This is a genomic window from Thermomonospora umbrina, assembly GCF_003386555.1.
GTDB lineage: Bacteria > Actinomycetota > Actinomycetes > Streptosporangiales > Streptosporangiaceae > Thermomonospora > Thermomonospora umbrina.
On record NZ_QTTT01000001.1, the window covers coordinates 4,076,650 to 4,090,774 of the forward strand.

At 72.4% G+C, this 14,125-nt stretch carries 13 protein-coding genes; 6 read left to right on the forward strand and 7 right to left on the reverse strand.

Annotated elements, in window-relative coordinates; translation table 11 throughout:
- Position 1 precedes the first annotated feature (1 nt).
- Positions 2–631 (forward strand): LuxR C-terminal-related transcriptional regulator, encoded by a 630-nt coding sequence (locus DFJ69_RS18230; RefSeq protein WP_116023714.1) that lies wholly within the window; start codon positions 2–4, stop codon positions 629–631.
- A 17-nt stretch (positions 632–648) separates the two neighbouring features.
- On the opposite strand, the gene DFJ69_RS18235 is transcribed toward DFJ69_RS18230, so the two are convergent.
- The 4 genes from DFJ69_RS18235 to dhaL all read right to left on the reverse strand — a co-directional run bounded on the left by DFJ69_RS18235 (position 649) and on the right by dhaL (position 4,488).
- Positions 649–1,101: an SRPBCC family protein gene (locus DFJ69_RS18235; RefSeq protein ID WP_116023715.1), complete on the reverse strand. Its 453-nt coding sequence runs from the start codon at positions 1,099–1,101 to the stop codon at positions 649–651.
- A 23-nt stretch (positions 1,102–1,124) separates the two neighbouring features.
- Positions 1,125–3,392 carry a DNA helicase PcrA gene (gene pcrA, locus DFJ69_RS18240; protein ID WP_116026716.1) on the reverse strand — a complete coding sequence of 756 codons (2,268 nt, stop codon included), beginning with the start codon at positions 3,390–3,392 and terminating at the stop codon, positions 1,125–1,127.
- A 72-nt stretch (positions 3,393–3,464) separates the two neighbouring features.
- Entirely contained in the window at positions 3,465–3,851 is a 387-nt protein-coding gene (dhaM, locus tag DFJ69_RS18245) for a dihydroxyacetone kinase phosphoryl donor subunit DhaM (RefSeq protein WP_342769865.1), read from the reverse strand.
- A gap of 1 nt (position 3,852) precedes the next feature.
- Positions 3,853–4,488 (reverse strand): dihydroxyacetone kinase subunit DhaL, encoded by a 636-nt coding sequence (gene dhaL / locus DFJ69_RS18250; protein WP_116023716.1) that lies wholly within the window; start codon positions 4,486–4,488, stop codon positions 3,853–3,855.
- 143 nt (positions 4,489–4,631) lie between these two features.
- On the opposite strand from dhaL, the gene DFJ69_RS18255 reads away from it, so the two are divergent.
- Positions 4,632–5,828, forward strand: a complete 1,197-nt coding sequence (locus DFJ69_RS18255) for an RNA-guided endonuclease InsQ/TnpB family protein (protein ID WP_116026718.1) — start codon at positions 4,632–4,634, stop codon at positions 5,826–5,828.
- 14 nt (positions 5,829–5,842) lie between these two features.
- Here the strand turns inward: DFJ69_RS18255 and dhaK are convergent, their stop codons facing one another.
- Positions 5,843–6,838 (reverse strand): dihydroxyacetone kinase subunit DhaK, encoded by a 996-nt coding sequence (gene dhaK / locus DFJ69_RS18260; protein ID WP_116023717.1) that lies wholly within the window; start codon positions 6,836–6,838, stop codon positions 5,843–5,845.
- 58 nt (positions 6,839–6,896) lie between these two features.
- On the opposite strand from dhaK, the gene DFJ69_RS18265 reads away from it, so the two are divergent.
- Positions 6,897–7,610 carry a PIG-L deacetylase family protein gene (locus tag DFJ69_RS18265; protein WP_116023718.1) on the forward strand — a complete coding sequence of 238 codons (714 nt, stop codon included), beginning with the start codon at positions 6,897–6,899 and terminating at the stop codon, positions 7,608–7,610.
- Positions 7,611–7,822: 212 nt separating this feature from the next.
- Here DFJ69_RS18265 and DFJ69_RS18275 read toward each other — a convergent pair whose 3' ends face one another.
- Positions 7,823–9,226 (reverse strand): glycoside hydrolase family 15 protein, encoded by a 1,404-nt coding sequence (locus tag DFJ69_RS18275; RefSeq protein WP_245974441.1) that lies wholly within the window; start codon positions 9,224–9,226, stop codon positions 7,823–7,825.
- 333 nt (positions 9,227–9,559) lie between these two features.
- Here DFJ69_RS18275 and sucC point away from each other — a divergent pair, with 333 nt between their 5' ends.
- Both sucC and sucD read left to right on the forward strand, forming a co-directional pair.
- On the forward strand, positions 9,560–10,750 hold the full coding sequence (gene sucC, locus DFJ69_RS18280) for an ADP-forming succinate--CoA ligase subunit beta (protein ID WP_116023720.1): 1,191 nt from the start codon (positions 9,560–9,562) through the stop codon (positions 10,748–10,750).
- 3 nt (positions 10,751–10,753) lie between these two features.
- Positions 10,754–11,641 carry a succinate--CoA ligase subunit alpha gene (gene sucD / locus DFJ69_RS18285; protein WP_116023721.1) on the forward strand — a complete coding sequence of 296 codons (888 nt, stop codon included), beginning with the start codon at positions 10,754–10,756 and terminating at the stop codon, positions 11,639–11,641.
- Positions 11,642–11,692: 51 nt separating this feature from the next.
- Here the strand turns inward: sucD and DFJ69_RS18290 are convergent, their stop codons facing one another.
- Positions 11,693–12,193: a hypothetical protein gene (locus DFJ69_RS18290; RefSeq protein ID WP_116023722.1), complete on the reverse strand. Its 501-nt coding sequence runs from the start codon at positions 12,191–12,193 to the stop codon at positions 11,693–11,695.
- 173 nt (positions 12,194–12,366) lie between these two features.
- Here DFJ69_RS18290 and DFJ69_RS18295 point away from each other — a divergent pair, with 173 nt between their 5' ends.
- Positions 12,367–14,082 carry a cell division protein PerM gene (locus DFJ69_RS18295; RefSeq protein WP_245974442.1) on the forward strand — a complete coding sequence of 572 codons (1,716 nt, stop codon included), beginning with the start codon at positions 12,367–12,369 and terminating at the stop codon, positions 14,080–14,082.
- The last annotated feature ends 43 nt before the right edge of the window (positions 14,083–14,125 follow it).

The following is a 14,125-nucleotide window of genomic DNA, read 5'->3' on the forward strand; positions in this document are numbered from 1 at the left end:
AGTGACGACAGTGGTGCTGGTGGACGACCACCAGATGTTCCGGACCGGGGTCAAGGCCGAGCTCGGGGCCTCCATCGACATCGTCGGCGAGGCCGGGGACGTGGACGAGGCCGTGGCGGTCATCTCCGCCGCCAAGCCCGACGTCGTGCTGCTGGACGTCCATCTGCCGGGCGGCGGCGGCATCGAGGTGCTGCGCCGCCTGTCCGGCGCGGTGTCGTCCCGTTTCCTGGCCCTGTCGGTCTCCGACGCCGCCGAGGACGTCATCGGCGTGGTGCGCGGCGGGGCCCGCGGCTACGTCACCAAGACCATCTCCGGCCCCGAGCTGACCGACGCCATCGGCCGGGTCGCCGAGGGCGACGCCGTCTTCTCCCCGCGTCTGGCCGGGTTCGTGCTGGACGCGTTCGCCGCCAGCGACGCCCCGGCCGTCGACCCCGAGCTCGACCAGCTCACCCAGCGCGAACGCGAGGTCCTGCGTCTGATCGCCCGGGGTTACGCCTACAAGGAGATCGCCAAGGAGCTGTTCATCTCCGTCAAGACCGTGGAGACCCACGTCAGCAGCGTGCTGCGCAAGCTCCAGCTCTCCAACCGCCACGAGCTGTCCCGCTGGGCCGCCGCGCGCCGCCTCGTCTGAGGCTCTCGGGCCCTCGGTCAGCCCCGGTGCGCGGGGCAACCGGCCCCGCAGCGCTCGGCATGGGCGCCGATCCGCCGGGCGAAGCGGAGGATCACGCGTTCCATGACCGAGCGCAGGGGCGCCCCCGTCCCCGGCACCCGTGAGGCGAACCTGGCCTCCCAGCGGATCGTCGTACCGCCGCCCTCGCGGGGCTCGAACGTCACGTCGGCGCGGTAGTCGTCCACGGGCAGGCCCGCAAGCATCCGGTACGCGTAGTGCCCGGGCGGGTCGAAGGTCACCGTCTCCTCCCGTACTGGCCCGATGCGCCGGATCGCCCCGACGCCGTCGAGGGCCCCGAACCCCGGACGGAGCCGTCGCGCCGGCAGCGGCATCCCGCTCCAGACCGACCACGCCTCCGCCACGGCCACGTGCGCGAACAGCAGGTCCGGCGAGGCGGTGGACGTCACCCTGACGTTGATCGCGTATTCCATGATCTTGGTCGAGCGGTCGCGGGTCAGAGCTTCTCGACCGGCGCGTAGCGGAGGACCAGGCGCTTGACGCCGTACTCCCCGCCGAAGTCGATGCTGGCGGCCGACTTCTCCCCGGCGCCGTCGACCGAGACGACCGTGCCCAGGCCGAACGCGTCGTGGGTGACCTTGTCGCCCGGGGACAGGCTCGGGACCGGACGGTTGCCGGGGGAGCGGACGCCGGGGCGGGCCGCCAGGGACGCCATCGCGGGCGAGGTCGTGGCGGCCTCGCGCTCCCAGTTGAGGAGCGTGCCCGGGACCTCGCTCAGGAAGCGGGACGCCGGGTTGACCTGGGGGGCGCCCCAGGAGCTGCGCATGGTGGCGCGGGACAGGTAGAGACGCCGCCGGGCCCGGGTGATGCCCACGTAGGCGAGACGGCGCTCCTCCTCCAGCTCCTTGGGGTTGCTCATCGCGCGCAGGTGGGGGAAGACGCCGTCCTCCATGCCCGTGAGGAAGACGACGGGGAACTCCAGCCCCTTGGCGGTGTGCAGGGTCATCAGGGTCACGACACCCTTGTCGTCCTCGGCGGCGCGTTCGCCGGGCGGGACGGGCGCGCCCTTGACGCCGGGGATGGAGTCGGCGTCGGCGACCAGCGCCACCTGCTCCAGGAAGTCGACCAGGCGGCCCTGGGCCGTCTCGCCGTCGAGGCGGTCCTCGAACTCGCGGGCGACGGCCTCCAGCTCGCGGAGGTTCTCGATGCGGGTCTCGTCCTGCGGGTCGCGGGACGCCTCCAGCTCGGCCAGATAGCCGGTGCGGGTCAGGACGGCCTCGACGACCTCGGCCGGGGTGGCGGTCTCGGCGGTGACGCGCAGGTCGTCGAGCAGGGCGACGAACTCGCGGACCGCGTTGGTCGAACGGGTCGCCATGCCCGGCACGTCCTCGGGCAGGCGGAGGGCCTGCCAGAAGCTGATCCGCTCCCGCGCGGCGTACGCCTCCACGCACGCCTCGGCGCGGTCGCCGATGCCGCGCTTGGGGACGTTCAGGATGCGGCGCAGCGAGACGGTGTCCTCGGGGTTGGCCAGGACGCGCAGGTAGGCCAGCATGTCGCGGACCTCCTTGCGCTCGTAGAAGCGGACCCCGCCGACGATCTTGTGCGGCAGGCCGACCCGGACGAACACCTCTTCGAAGACACGGGACTGCGCGTTGGTGCGGTAGAACACGGCGACGTCGCCGGGCCGCGCCTCGCCCGCGTCGGTCAGCCGGTCGACCTCCTGCGCGACGAACGCGGCCTCGTCGTGCTCGTTGTCGGCCACATAGCCGACGATCTTGTCGCCCTCGCCCTGGTCGGACCACAGCTTCTTGGGCTTGCGGTCGGCGTTGCGCTCGATCACCGCGTTGGCCGCCGACAGGATCGTCTGGGTGGAGCGGTAGTTCTGCTCCAGCAGGATCGTGGTGGCGTCGGGGTAGTCGCGCTCGAACTCCAGGATGTTGCGGATCGTCGCGCCCCGGAACGCGTAGATCGACTGGTCGGCGTCGCCCACCACGCACAGCTCCGCCGGCCCCAGGTCGTCGCCGCCGGAGATCGGCGCGGTCAACTGGCGGACCAGCTCGTACTGGGCGTGGTTGGTGTCCTGGTACTCGTCGACCAGCACGTGCCGGAACCGCCGCCGGTAGTGCTCGGCGGCCTCCGGGAACGCCTGCAGCAGGTTGACCGTCGTCATGATCAGGTCGTCGAAGTCCATCGCGCCGGCCTGGTGCAGCCGCGCCTGGTACATCTCGTACGCCTCGGCGAGCTTCTGCTCCATGTGGGTGGACGCCCGGGCCTTGAACGTCTCGTAGTCGATCAGCTCGTTCTTGAGGTTGCTGACCTGCGCGGAGAACGACTTGGGCGGGTAGCGCTTGGGGTCCAGGTCCAGCTCGCGGCAGACCAGCGCCATCAGCCGCTGCGCGTCGGACTGGTCGTAGATCGAGAACCCGGACGGGAAGCCCAGCCGCTTGGCCTCGCGCCGCAGGATCCGCACGCACGCCGAGTGGAACGTCATCACCCACATCGCCGCCGACCGGGCGCCCACCAGTGCCTGGACCCGCTCCTTCATCTCGCCCGCGGCCTTGTTGGTGAACGTGATCGCCAGGATCTGGCCGGGGTGCACGCTCCGCTCGCCGAGCAGATGGGCGATGCGATGGGTGAGGACGCGGGTCTTGCCCGAACCGGCGCCGGCGACGATCAGCAGCGGCCCGCCGGAGTGGACCACGGCGGCGCGCTGCTGCGGGTTGAGACCGTCGAGGAGAGGGTGCGGGGCATCGGTGGTGGACATCATGGCGAGTTTACGGGGCACCACCGACGTTCTCGCCCGTTCGCGGGCACCCGTGGGCCGTCGCGGACCGGGTCACAGCTTCCGGAACCCGTACGCCCCGTGGGCTGCCGCGACGACGGCCGCCAGGTCCGCGCCGGTGGCGGCCGTGGACGCGGCGGCGACCGCGCCCTCGACGAGCGGGGCGTCGGCCAACTCGACCTCGGTCTCGGCGTCGGCCACGAACGTCTGCGCGGTCAGCACCGCGCCGCCCAGGTCGGCGAGCAGCACGACGCCGGCGCCGTCGTCGGCCGCCCGCACGGCCTCCGCGATCAGGTCGACGCTGGTGCCCAGCCCGCCGTCGGCGTCCCCGCCGGCCGCCTCGACCCGGACCTTGTGGACGCCCATCTCCCGGGCCAGCTCGGCGACGCCCTCGGCCAGCCCGCGACTGTGCGAGACCACCACCAGCCCCACCAGACGCACCTCAGACCTCCGCGCGGGCCACGTCGAGCAGCGCCAGCAGGACCAGGACCGTCGAGGCCGCGCCCGGATCGAGATGCCCGATGCTGCGGGGGCCGAGGTAGCTCGCCCGGCCCTTGCGCGCCTCCATCGGCACCGTCAGCTCCATGCCCGCCTCGCCCGCGTCGACCGCCGCCTGCGCCGCCTCGGCGAGCGCGTCGCCGTCGGCCACGGACGCCTCGAACGCGGCGACCGCCGGGGCGAGGGCGTCGACCATGGTCTTGTCGCCCTCGACGGCCCTGCCCAGCTCCCGGACGCCGTCGAGCGCCGCCTGCAGCGCGCCGGCGAGCCCGGTGACGTCCACGTCGGCGACGTCGCCGAGCGCCTTGCCCGCCCGGCGCAGCGCGGTGCCGTACAGGGGGCCGGAGGCGCCGCCGGTCTTGGACACGATCGCCCGCCCGGCGGTCGTGAGGACCGTCCCGGGTGTCGCGTCCTCGGGCAGCGCGTCCAGCGCCGCCACCGCCGCCCCGAACCCGCGGGCCATGTTGAGCCCGTGGTCGCCGTCCCCGATCGCGGCGTCCAGCGCCGTCAGCCGCTGCGCGTCCGCCGTCACCAACTCGGCGGCCCGCCTGATCCACGCGGCGAACTCATTGCCGTTCATCGAGGCTTCCTTTCGCTGAGGACCCCGGGCCTCGGCCAGGGGAAAGAGACGAATCTGTTGCGGAGCAACGCGAGGAGCGTCGGCCCGCAGCGCGAGGGACAACATTTCAAGCGGGTCCAGTGGGGACCGCTAAAATGTCGGGTGTGCGGACGGCGTACAAATGTCGGGCCTACCCGACCTCCGAGCAGATGGCGGTGCTGAACCGCACGTTCGGCTGTGTTCGCGTGGTGTGGAATCAGACGCTCGCCTGGCGCCACAGCCGTTGGCGCACCGAACAGGTGCCCACGAACGTGTCGCAGGCCAGTGCCTTTCTCACCCGCCTCAAGCAGTCCGAGGATCACGCCTGGCTGAACGAGGTGTCCGCCGTCCCGCTCCAGCAGGTGTTGCGCACCCAGCAGCGAGACTTCGCGAACTTCTTCGCCCATCGCGCCCGTTACCCGCGCTACAAGTCCCGGCACGGCCGCCAGAGCGCGGAGTACACCCGCTCGGGCTTCCGGTGGAAGAACGGCCGGTTGTGGCTGGCCAAGACCGACGCGCCGCTTGCGTTCGTGTGGTCTTGGCCCGACATCGACCCCGCCGAGTTGCACCCGACGACGGTGACCATCTCGCGTGACCCGTGCGGACGTTGGTACGTCTCGCTCGCCGTCGAGGCCGCCGATCCTGATCGGGTCCCGCCCACCGGCGCGATGGTCGGAGTCGATCTCGGTGTCAAGGACTTCGCCGTCACCTCCGAGGGTGAGAGGATCACCAAACCGCGTCTGCTGGAACGTAAGGCCCGTAACCTCGCTCGTTACCAACGCCGCATGGCTCGCAAACGCCGCGGATCGAACAACCGGGAGAAGGCGAGGGCCAAGGTCGCTCGGGCGTACCGGAAGGTCGGCGCATCCCGCTCGGATTTCCTTCACAAGACCTCGACCCGGCTTGTTCGCGATCATGACGTGATCGTGATCGAGGATCTCAACGTCAAGGGCATGGTCCGCAACCGCACGCTGGCGCGGGCCATCTCCGATTGCGGGTGGGGCGAGTTCCGACGGTGCCTGGAGTACAAGTGCGAGCGGGCGGGACGCACACTCGTGGTGATCGATCGTTGGTACCCCAGCTCCAAGACCTGTTCCGCGTGTGGGCACGTGCTCGCCGAGCTCTCCCTCTCTTCGAGGCACTGGACGTGCCCGGATTGCGGTACCCGGCATGACCGGGACGTCAATGCCGCCGAGAACATTCTGGCCGCTGGTCGAGCGGTGACGGCCTGTGGAGGTGAGGTCAGACATTCGGGCGATCGAGTGCACTCGCCGGTGAAGCAGGAACACCGACCCGCGAGGGTCGGAATCCCTCGGCTCTAGCCGCAGGGAGATAGTCAACGTCCCCACCGTAGCGCCGGGGTTTCCACCGGGGCGTCCCAGAGTCGGAGCAGGTCGGGGGTGAGGCGGCAGACGGAGACCATGCAGCCCGCCATCTCCAGGCTGGTGACGTACGAGCCGACGAGCGAACGGGCCACCGTGGCCTTCCGGTAGGCGAGCCAGTCCGCCGTCGCCCCGTACGCGATGTACTGCTCCATCAGCGGCGTGCCGCCCATGCCGTTGACCAGGACGAGGACCTCGGAGCCCGACAGGGGCATGTCGGTGTCGATGGCGGTGAGGGTGGCGGCGACGATCTCGGCGGCGGTCCCGGCCCTGGCGCGCCTGCGGCCCGGCTCGCCGTGGATGCCGACGCCGAGCTCCATCTCGTCCTCGTCCAGCTCGAACGTCGGGTGCCCGGCGGCGGGCACGGTGCTGGGCGACAGGGCCACGCCGAACGAACGGGTGCGTTCGACGACCTCGCGGGCCACGGCGGCGACCGCGTCGAGCGGGGCGCCCTCCTCGGCCAGGGCGCCGGCGATCTTCTCGACGAAGAGGGTGCCGCCCGTTCCCCGGCGGCCGGCGGTGAAGGTGCTGTCCTCCACGGCGACGTCGTCGTTGACCACGACGGTGGCGACCTCGACGTCCTGGTCGCCGGCCAGCTCGGCGGCCATGCCGAAGTTGAGGACGTCGCCCGTGTAGTTCTTGACGATGTGCAGGACGCCCGCGCCGCCGTCGACCGCCGTGGTGGCGGCCAGGATCTGGTCGGGCACGGGCGAGGTGAAGACCTCCCCGCAGGCGGCGGCGTCGAGCATCCCGTACCCGACGAACCCGGCGTGCAGGGGCTCGTGTCCCGATCCGCCGCCCGACACCAGGCCCACCTTGCCGCCGCGGGGCGCGTCGCCCCGCACCACGATCCGGTTCTCCGGATCGACCCGCAGGCCGGGATGTGCGGCGGCCAGCCCGTGCAGGGCGTCGGACACCACCTCGGCGGGGTCGTTGATGAGTTTGCGCATAGACGGCTTCTACCCCGCTGTCGGTGGTCCGGCCTAGGGTGATCTGGTGACGGACGTAATGGATGAGGCGAAGGTGCGCCGTGTGCTCGCGGTGATGGCGCATCCGGACGACGTGGACTTCGGCGCGGCGGGGACGATCGCGCTGTGGACGGCCCAGGGCGTCGAGGTGACGTACCTGATGGTGACCGACGGTGACGCGGGCGGTTCCGACGACGGCGTCTCCCGGGAGGAGATGGCGGCGCTGCGGCGCGACGAGCAGCGCGCGGCGGCCAAGGCGGTGGGCGTGACCGACGTGCGCTTCCTCGGGCGTCCGGACGGCCGGTTGGAGGCGGCGCTGGATCTGCGGCGCGACATCGCCCGGGTGATCCGGCAGGTGCGTCCCGACCGGGTGGTGACGCACAGCCCCGAACGCAACTACCGGGTGATCTATCCCAGCCATCCCGACCATCGGGCGGTCGGTGCGGCGGCGCTGGACGCGGTCTACCCCGATGCGCGCAACCCCTACGCGTTCCCCGAGCTGCGCGAGGAGGGCCTGGAGGCGTGGACGACGTCGGAGGTGTGGCTGTCGGGAGGGCCGGTCGTCGACCACCGCGTGGACGTGACGGAGGTGTTCGACCGCAAGGTCGCGGCGTTGCGGGCGCACGTCAGCCAGATCGCGCAGATGGACGATCTGGAGGGCATGTTGCGCGGCTTCCTGGGGGCGATCGCGCAGGAGGGCGGGTTGCCCGAGGGCAGGTTGGCGGAGGGCTTCCAGGTGGTCTCGACCGTGTAGTCACCTCGAAGGGGTCGGTAGGGTCACGGGTGTTCATGGTTTGACTCATTACATCCCCGGAGGCCCCGTGCAGGCCGAGCACGTCGCCATGCTCCTGCTGGCGGCCATGGCGGCGGCCGACATCGCCGGCGCGCGGCTCGGCGCCCGGATGGCGCTCGACCGGGGCGCTGGTCGTCCGGCTCGGGTACGACCGGTTCTTGTGAACGCCCGGGTCAGCCCGTGGGCGGGATCGGCAGCCGGTCCTCCAGCGCGGCGAGCGTGAGGAGCACCACCGAGGCCGTCCAGCCGAGCGGGGCCACCGCGGCGGGACGGCCGCGCCGGTCGACCTTCTCCGGCAGCGCGCCCAGGATCGTCCGGTGCTCGGACAGCCAGTCCAGCCTGGTGAGGGCCTCCTCGACCCGGCCGGAGGCCGCCGCGTTCATCGCGAACAGCGCCATCTCCGGCGTCCAGGCCACGTCCTTGTTGCCGCTCCACTCCTCGCCCGGCAGCACCCCGCCGTTGGGCAGTCGCAGCCTGTCCGCCGCCCGCAGCACCGCCGCCTCGACACCCGGGTCGGCCGGCGCGAACGGCGGGGCCAGGAACGTCACCGAGGTGTCCATCAGCCCGCCGCGGACCGGGGAACGCGGATACCCGAACGGTGTGAACGTCCGCGCCACCCCGTCCGACATCCGCATCGCCGCCTGCCGCCAGCGCGCCGCCTCGGCGTGCCGTCCGGTCTGGCGGGCCAGGTCGGCCGCCGCGCGCAGCCCCGCCAGCACGGGGCCGACCACGCCCAGCGTGGCGCGGCGCGGGTCCTGCTCCTTGCCGGGGCTGCGCTCGAAGTAGTCCGGGGACGGCGGCGGAAGGCCCTCCACGTCCAGCGTGCCCGCCAGGTGGTCGGCGGCCCGCCGGACCATCTCCCACAGCTCCGGCAGCCCGGACGCCGCCCCGGGGTCGCTCGCACGGACGAACCAGGCCGCCCACAGCACCCACCCGAGCGAGTCGGACTGCGGCGGTCGGCCGTCGGCCACGGGGCTGCCGTCGGGCTTGTACCGGGCCGCCCAGCGCCCGTCGTCCGTCTGGAGCCGGGCCAGGAACCGCAGCACCCGCCGCGCCTCCTCCGGGTGCCCGGACACCGCGAAGGCCGCCGAGGCGAACGCCGCGTCGCGCGGCCACACGTACCGCCACTGGCCGAACCAGGAGGCGGTCGTGGCGCCGTTCGGCCTGGTCAGCAGGCGCAGGTCGAGCAGGGAACGGACGGCCATGTCGCGGTACACGGTGTCGCCGCCGGGCACCCGGCCGCTGGCCAGCCACCCCCGGTCGCCGCGCACCGCCGCCGCCACACGGGGGTCGTCCCCCGGCACGGTGATCGGGACCTTGCCGCCGAACGGGATCAGCCGCACCCGGCCGTCGCGCAGCCGGACCACCGAGCTGTCGGGCAGGTAGCGGGCGCCGACGGCCTCGTCGAGGTCCATCGGCTGATAGGCGAACGGCCAGCCGCCGCCGCCCACGAGGCCGGGTGAGGACCACTCCGGCCGGGACGGGTCCGGCAGGGTCGCGCCGCAGGTCGCCGTGAGGACGGCGACCAGGGACAACGCGAGGACACGCCGTACCCGCTTGGCCCGCGGGCTCGCCACCGGCACGCCCCCTTTCCATGCTCGATCCCCGAATACCGGGGCGTTCGGTACATCGATCGTCCTATGATGCCGCGTCCCAACCCTCCGTTTACCCGCTCGTCACCGCGCCTACCGGACCGGGACGCCATGCTCCGCAGCAGTGCCCCACCCGATTTCGCGCCCGGGGCATCGCGTTTTATAGGCTGCTCGGTCGGAGCGGACCGCTCTGGTCGCCGCGTGTACAGCCCGCCCAACCCAACGCGATTCTGTGCGGGTGGTCACCGGAGCGGTCGGATGAAGGGCGTGCCACACAGCACGCCACCAGGTAGTCGATCCGCAAAAGGACGGACCCTCGTGGACCTGTTCGAACATCAGGCGAAGGAACTCTTCGCCGAGTACGGGGTACCGGTGCCCACCGGCAAGGTGGCCCACACGCCCGAGGAAGCCAGGGCGATCGCGGCGGACCTGTTCGCCGCAGGAAGCAGGAAGGTCGTCGTCAAGGCCCAGGTCAAGACCGGCGGCCGAGGAAAGGCGGGGGGCGTCAAGCTCGCCGACACCGCCGACGAGGCCCAGTCCCTCGCCGAGCAGATCCTCGGCATGGACATCAAGGGCCACACCGTCCACAAGGTCCTGGTGGAGGCGGGCAGCGCCATCGCGGAGGAGTACTACTTCTCCTTCCTGCTCGACCGCGCCAACCGCACCTTCCTGTCCATCTGCTCCGCCGAGGGCGGGATGGACATCGAGGAGGTCGCCGCGACCGACCCGGCCGCCGTGGCCAAGGTCCTGATCGCCCCGATCGCCGGGGTGGACCGCGCCAAGGCGCGCGAGATCGCGCAGGCCGGGAACCTGCCCGAGAAGGCGCTGGACGGCGCCGCCGAGCTGATCGAGCGGCTGTGGGCGGTGTTCACCGACGAGGACGCCACCCTGGTCGAGGTCAACCCGCTGATCCTCACCGCCGACGGCGAGGTCTGGGCGCTCGACGGCAAGGTCACCCTCGACGAGAACGCCGCGTTCCGCCAGCCGGAGCACGCCGACCTCGCCGACGAGAAGACCACCGACCCGCTCGAGGCCCGCGCCAAGGACAAGGACCTCAACTACGTCAAGCTGGACGGCTCGGTCGGCATCATCGGCAACGGCGCCGGCCTGGTCATGTCCACCCTGGACGTGGTCGCCTACGCGGGCGAGCGGCACGGCGGGCAGAAGCCGGCCAACTTCCTGGACATCGGCGGCGGCGCGTCCGCCGAGGTGATGGCGAACGGGCTGGAGATCGTGCTCTCGGACCCCTCGGTCAAGAGCGTCTTCGTCAACGTCTTCGGCGGCATCACCGCCTGTGACGCCGTCGCCAACGGCATCGTGTCGGCCTACAGGCTGCTCGCCGATCGCGGGGAGACCGTGGACCGGCCGCTGGTGGTGCGCCTGGACGGCAACAACGCCGAACTGGGCCGACAGATCCTCGACGACGCCTCCCTCCCGGGCGTCCGGCGGGTGGACACGATGGACGAGGCGGCCGAGAAGGCCGCCGAGCTCGCCGCGGCAGGTGCGTGAATCATGGCTATCTGGCTCACTGAGAACAGCAAGGTCATCGTGCAGGGGATGACCGGCTCCGAAGGTTCCAAGCACACCGGGCGGATGCTGCGGGCCGGCACGAACGTGGTCGGCGGCGTGAACGCCCGCAAGGCGGGGCAGAGCGTCGACTTCGACGGCACGTCCCTGCCGGTGTTCGGGACCGTCGCCGAGGCGATGCGGGAGACCGGCGCGGACGTGTCGGTGGTCTTCGTGCCGCCGAAGTTCACCAAGGACGCCGTGGTGGAGGCCATCGACGCGGGCATCGGCCTGTGCGTGGTCATCACCGAGGGCGTGCCGGTGCACGACACGGCGTACTTCTGGGACTATGCGACGGCGAAGGGCAACGCGACCCGCATCATCGGGCCGAACTGCCCCGGGATCGCCTCGCCCGGCACGTCCAACGCGGGCATCATCCCGGCCGACATCACCACACCAGGCAAGATCGGGCTGGTGTCCAAGTCCGGCACGCTGACGTACCAGATGATGTACGAGCTGCGCGACATCGGCTTCTCCACCTGTGTGGGCATCGGCGGCGACCCCGTCATCGGCACCACCCACATCGACGCCCTCCAGGCGTTCCAGGAGGACCCGGAGACCGAGGCGATCGTGATGATCGGCGAGATCGGCGGCGACGCCGAGGAGCGCGCCGCCGCCTACATCGAGCAGCACGTCACCAAGCCGGTGGTCGGCTACGTCGCCGGGTTCACCGCGCCCGAGGGCAAGACCATGGGCCACGCCGGCGCGATCGTGTCGGGCTCGTCCGGCACCGCGGAGGCCAAGAAGGAGGCCCTGGAGAAGGTCGGCGTCCGGGTCGGCAAGACCCCGAGCGAGACCGCCCGCCTGATGCGCGAGATCATGAAGAACCGTTAGAACGGTTCTCGCCGACGGGCCGTCCCCTCCCGGGGCGGCCCGTTTGTGCGTTCAGGCGACGATGAGCCCGGCGAGGCACACGAGCCCGCCCGCGCCCGCCAGCAGCATCATCGCCCACCCGGACACGACGCCCGGGGCGCGCCCGGCGAACATGTAGGCGAGCCCCCACGGGAACGGCACCAGGATCACGAAGCCCAGCGCGGGGACCGCGAGGGCCTGAAGGATCCCGAGGGTGCCTGTCGGATGGGCCGTGTCGCCGTCGTCGCTGAGCCGGGCGGGGAACGAGTCGCCCTCGTCGGAGTCCGGCGGGAGTCCGATGCCCGACACCTTCGCCCCGCCGGGGGCGTCCGGGATGAAGTCGCCGCGGCAGTCGTACCGTTCGTCGCCCAGGTCCGTGCAGCTCGTGACGTTCACCTGCCCGGGAGTCCCGGTGTTCCCGAACGCCAGCCGCAGATCGGTCAGCTCGAACAGGATCGGCATCAGGCCGACGGCGAGCCACATCACGGCGACGATCAGCGACTTGGGGAGGCTTCCCCCCGTGGAACCGGACATGCGGCTGCCTTTCGGGTCAGGGGAGCCCCGCACCGAGTATGCAGTACCGGCCATCGTCGGAGAAATCGCCTGATGTGCGTCATGTGCCTCCAAAGCCGATCCCCTTCGCGGAACGGGCGACACGCCGGGCGGGCGGGGCCGCCGGGTGCGGTGGGGCTGCCAGCATGGGGTCCGTGTCGGACGTCAAGCCAGGACAGCGCCCGCCCCGGAAGCCGCGGCCGGAGGCCCCCGAACGCGCCGCGCGTCCCGGGCGGCCCGAGGCCGGACCGCCGGGGGAGACCGGGGGACCGGCCAGACCGCTGGCCGTCACCGGGCTCGTGGCGGCGTCCTGGTGCGTGGGCCTCGGACTGGCGGTGCTGACGACCGTCACCCTCGTCGGCTGGATCGCCGCCCCCCGCACCGCGCTGGGCACCGGCCTGCCGGGCGTCTTCCGCACGGCGGTCAACTTCTGGCTGGTGGCCCACCACGCCGGGTTCTCGCTCGCCGACGGGCGGGTCGGGATGCTGCCCCTGGGCCTCACCGTGCTCCCGGGCGCGCTCCTGTACCGCAGCGGGAGTTGGATGATCCGGGCCGCCGGAGTGTCCCGACGCCCCCGCATCGGCGTCGTGCACGTCGCGCTGGCCCTGGCGATCCCCTACGCCGTCCTCGCCGCGCTGTTGGCCCTGGCCGCCTCCACCGCGGTGGTGCGCCCGTCGACCTGGCAGGCGCTCGTCACGTCGTTCTGCGTGGCCACCGTGGCGGGCGGGCTCGGCGCGGCGCGCGCCCTGGTCGCCGCGCGGGGTCGCCGGGTCCGCTCCGGGGTGGGGGCGCTGCTCCGGCTGCTGCCGGAACGGCCGCGCTCGCTGGTCATCGGCGTTCTGGGGGCCCTGGGCGTGCTGGTGGCCTCCGGTGCGGCGCTCATCGGGGCGGCCCTGGCGATGCACATGTCCGAGGCCGCCGCCCTGTACGACGAGCTGGCGCCGGGGATCGTCGGGGGAGTGCTGCTCCTGCTGGTGCAGTTGGCGTTCCTGCCCAACGCGGTGATCTGGGGGATGGCCTACGCCATCGGCCCGGGGTTCGCGGTGGGCGAGGACACCAGCGTGTCGCCCACCGGGGTCTTCCTCGACGTGGTGCCGTCGTTCCCGCTGCTGGCGGCCCTTCCCGAGCCCGGCCCCGCGCCCGCGCTGTCCCTGGTGGCGCTGATGATGCCGTTCGTGGCGGGCGCGGTCGCCGGAGTGCTGACCATCCGCGCCATGCCCAGCCCGACGCACGAGGCGGCCCCCCTGTGGGGTTTCCTGTCCGGGGTGTTGACCGGTTGCGCGATGGCGGTGCTCGCGGCGCTGTCGGGGGGCCCGCTGGGCGGCGGCCGGCTCACCGTCATGGGCCCGTCGCCGTGGCGCGTCGGGATGATGGCCGCCCTGGAGGTGGGCATCGCCGCCGCCCTCGCCGCCTGGCTGCTGAACTGGCGGATGCTGCGCCGTACCGCCGAAGACCCCGAGGAACGTCCCGCACGCCGCAGGCCCACGGCCCCCCGCCGCCGCCGGCCCGCCACCCCCGAGTCACCCCGCGCCGCCCGGACACCCGCCCCGACCCCGCCGCCGCCCTCGTCGTCGGAGCCGCCCGCGCCGCCCGCCCCACGTCCGGCCAAGCGGCCCGTGGTGGCCGAGCCGGTGGAGTTCGAGGAGGCCGAGCCCGTTCTGAAGCCCCGCAGGCCGCGCAAGCCCCGCGTCCGCGAGCCCGCAGAGGAGCCGCCCCCGGAGCCCGAGCCCGCAGACCCGCCGACACCCCCGGAGCCTGTGGCGGAAGAACCCGACCACGCCGAGCCACCGAAACGGTCGAACGACGACCCCGGCCGCACCGAGAATCGCGGCGGCGCGATCTACGTGCTCCGCGACGACGAGTCCCACTAGATCACCACCAAGGGGCACAACAACCGTCACCACAGGCGATCAA

Coding starts and splice junctions, on each gene's coding strand:
- DFJ69_RS18235 (WP_116023715.1), bottom strand. CDS start 1,101: ATGGAATACGCGATCAACGTCAGGGTGACGTCCACCGCCTCGCCGGAC.
- pcrA (WP_116026716.1), bottom strand. CDS start 3,392: ATGTCCACCACCGATGCCCCGCACCCTCTCCTCGACGGTCTCAACCCG.
- dhaL (WP_116023716.1), bottom strand. CDS start 4,488: ATGAACGGCAATGAGTTCGCCGCGTGGATCAGGCGGGCCGCCGAGTTG.
- dhaK (WP_116023717.1), bottom strand. CDS start 6,838: ATGCGCAAACTCATCAACGACCCCGCCGAGGTGGTGTCCGACGCCCTG.
- DFJ69_RS18265 (WP_116023718.1), top strand. CDS start 6,897: ATGGATGAGGCGAAGGTGCGCCGTGTGCTCGCGGTGATGGCGCATCCG.
- sucD (WP_116023721.1), top strand. CDS start 10,754: ATGGCTATCTGGCTCACTGAGAACAGCAAGGTCATCGTGCAGGGGATG.
- DFJ69_RS18290 (WP_116023722.1), bottom strand. CDS start 12,193: ATGTCCGGTTCCACGGGGGGAAGCCTCCCCAAGTCGCTGATCGTCGCC.